Origin of the sequence: Methylobacterium sp. WL103 (assembly GCF_008039885.1) — a bacterium.
Taxonomy (GTDB): Bacteria; Pseudomonadota; Alphaproteobacteria; order Rhizobiales; family Beijerinckiaceae; genus Methylobacterium; species Methylobacterium cerastii.
On the sequence record NZ_VRUX01000528.1, the window covers coordinates 1 to 2,939 of the forward strand.

Sequence of the window (2,939 nt, forward strand, 5' to 3'; positions counted from 1 at the left end):
TCATGCCAGCCTTCTCCGCTTGGCCGGCTGCGCTTGCCAGACCAGCTCCGCCGGCCAAGCTATCCGTGGCGGAGCGGCCCACCGTGCACTAACTTTACCCTTGGACCACCTCGTGGGGGCCGATCAGTCATCTTCGTGGTGGCGGGATACATGCTCTATCGCAACGTCGGCGCCCTGACCCATCCGGCCTGATCGGTATCGGCATTTGCGCCCTGCCGCATGCTTGCGTCCCAACCTCTTCATACGCAATCGATGAAACGGTTCGGGAAACGAGACGAACGCCAGCTGGCCTGCCCCCCGGACATCGATCGCGAGGTCGGTGCTTTCGCACCCGCCCGCGCGCTCTGGATCGGCCCAAACGGCTTCCGGTCGTCGTCCGGACGGCCTTCTCGCTGCGCTCGATGAGCCGTCATGTCGGTCCCGGGCACAAACACTGTGTCGAACTGGCGGGTGAAGGACCTCGGCGTCCGGTCGCGTTGCAGGCGGCTCTTCACCGACGACTTTGAGCCCGCGGGCGACTCAACGCCGGACGTAGTCCCAGACCTTCGAGATGACGACCGATCCTTCGCCCACGGACGAGGCGACGCGCTTGACCGAGCCGGCGCGGACGTCGCCGACCGCGAAGATGCCCGGGTGTGACGTGGCATAGGGCGAGTTCGCGCCGACCGCCTCCCCGGTCAGCACGAAGCCGTGGTCGTCGAGGGCGATGAGGCCCGAGAGCCAGCGCGTGTTGGGCGCCGCCCCCACCATGACGAACACGGCGCAGGTCACGACCAGGCGCACCGTCCCGTCCGCTACGTTTCGGACGCTCACCGCGTCGAGCCGGTCGTCGCCGTGCAGGGCGCTGACTTCGGTGCCGTACTCGATCGTGATCGCCGGGTCCGCCTCCAGGCGGCTGGACAGGTATTGGGACATCGAGGCCGCCAGCGATTGCGCGCGCACCACGAGGCGGACGTGCCGGGCCGAGCGGCTGAGGAACATCGCCGCCTGTCCCGCGGAGTTGCCGCCGCCGATGACGACGGTCTCGGCGTTGCGGCAGTAGCGCGCCTCGATGTCGGTCGCCGCGTAGTAGACGCCCGCGCCCTCGAACGCTTCGAGCCGGTCGATCGGCAGGCGCCGGTATTGGACGCCGGTCGCGACGACGACGGCGCGCCCGCGGACGCGCTGCCCGTTCTCGAAGGTCGCGCAGAAATCCCCGTCTTCGAGCCGCTCGAGCTTGGCCACCCGTCGCGGCATGGCGAACCGCGTCCCGAACTTCATCGCCTGGACCTCGCCGCGCCAGACCAGGTCGGCGCCGGAGATCCCGGTCGGGAAGCCCATGTAGTTCTCGATGCGGCTCGACGTGCCGGCCTGGCCGCCGACCGCGACATCCTCGACCACCAGGGCGCGAAGCCCTTCCGCGCCCGCGTAGACGCCCGCCGCCACGCCGGCCGGGCCGCCGCCGACGACGATCACGTCGAAGGCCTCGTCGTCGATCAGGTCGTAGTTGAGGCCGAGCAGGTCGGCGACCTTGTCCGGCGTCGGCTCCGTCACGACCACGTCGCGCCCGAAGATCACCGCCGGCCGGTCCGCGCGCGTCGCGCAGCTTTCCGCGACGGCCTCGGCCTCCGGGCTACCGAGGGCGTAGGATCGGTAGGGGAGGCGGTTGCGGCTGGCGAACTCGGCGATCCGCCGAACCGCCCGGTCGTCGTCCTCGCCGATCAGCACCAGGGTGCCGTCATGGGTGTCGAGCTGCCGCCGCCGCCGCGCCGAGAGCACCGTGATGACGATGTCCGACATCTCGGGGATCTCGGACATCAGCCGCAGCATCTCCCGCCGCGGCACCTCGATCACGGTGGTGTCCTGGACCGCCCGCATCGGCATCGACCAGTTCCCGCCGTTCAGGAACGCGATCTCGCCCATGAACTGCGTCGGCCCGAGGGTCGAGGGCAGGTGCCGCGCACCGGTGAAGGGGTTCACCACCTCGATCTCGCCCGCCTCGACGTAGACGAAGCGGTCGGCCCGTTCGCCGGCGCGCACGAGGAAGGTGCCGGCCGGGTAACGCCGCTCGACGCCGGCAGCCTGGAGCGCGGCGATGTGCGACGCCGCGAGGGGGATGCGCTGCATCTCGCTCAGGTCCCGGCCGATCGTCTCCATGTCGTCAACTCCCGCGCGCCCTGGTGCGGCGCAGCATCGGTCACGCCGCCCCGCCGGACAAGGTGCCCGGCCGGCAGGATGCCCGAGCCCGCTCCACCCGCGATCCTGCGTGTCCGGTTCGGGCGTCTCAAGGATGGTCGGCGCTCGCCCACGGAGCCGTGGAGAGCACCTGGGCGAGGTAGGCGATCAGCACCGTCACGCGAGCGGGCCGCAACTCGCCCGGCGGCATGACGAGATGCAGGGCGATCGGCGGCAGGGCCCAATCGGGCAGCACGCGCTCCAGGGTGCCGGCCTTGAGGTCGTCCCAGATCATGAAGTCCGGCTGCACCGCCAGGCCGAGGCCGGCGCGCAGGGCCGGCGCCAGGGCCTCCGCGTTGTTGGCCCGCATCGGCCCCTTCGGCACGATCGACGCTTCGGTCCCCGTCGGGTCCGTGAACCGCCAGCGGTCGGAGGCCGGCAGGTAGGCGTAGCCGAGGCAGGCATGCCGGACGAGGTCGTCCGGGTGTTCGGGGCGGCCGTGCCGCTCCAGGTAGCCCGGCGTCGCCACGAGCGAGCGGCGGACGGCGCAGAGCTTGCGGGCGCGCAGCGAGGAATCCGGCAGCGCGGCGATGCGCAATCCGATGTCGAACCCGCCGCCGATCAGGTCGACCACCTCGTCGCTCAGGTGCAGGTCGATCGAGACGGCCGGGTACCGGGCGAGGAAGTCCGGGAGCCGCGGCGTGACGTGGAGCAGGCCGAACGACATCGGCACCGCGAGGCGAACCAGGCCCCGAGGCTCGGAGGCGCCGGCCAGGGCCTCCGCC

General features: G+C 71.2%; 2 protein-coding genes. Both read right to left on the minus strand.

Features of this window, described 5'->3' with window-relative positions; genetic code table 11:
- Positions 1-519: 519 nt before the first annotated feature.
- Positions 520-2,136: a cyclic nucleotide-binding domain-containing thioredoxin-disulfide reductase gene (locus FV222_RS21780; RefSeq protein WP_147815621.1), complete on the minus strand. Its 1,617-nt coding sequence runs from the start codon at positions 2,134-2,136 to the stop codon at positions 520-522.
- A 127-nt stretch (positions 2,137-2,263) separates the two neighbouring features.
- Positions 2,264-2,939: substrate binding domain-containing protein (locus FV222_RS21785; protein WP_147815622.1), on the minus strand; the 676-nt coding region annotated here is incomplete at its 5' end.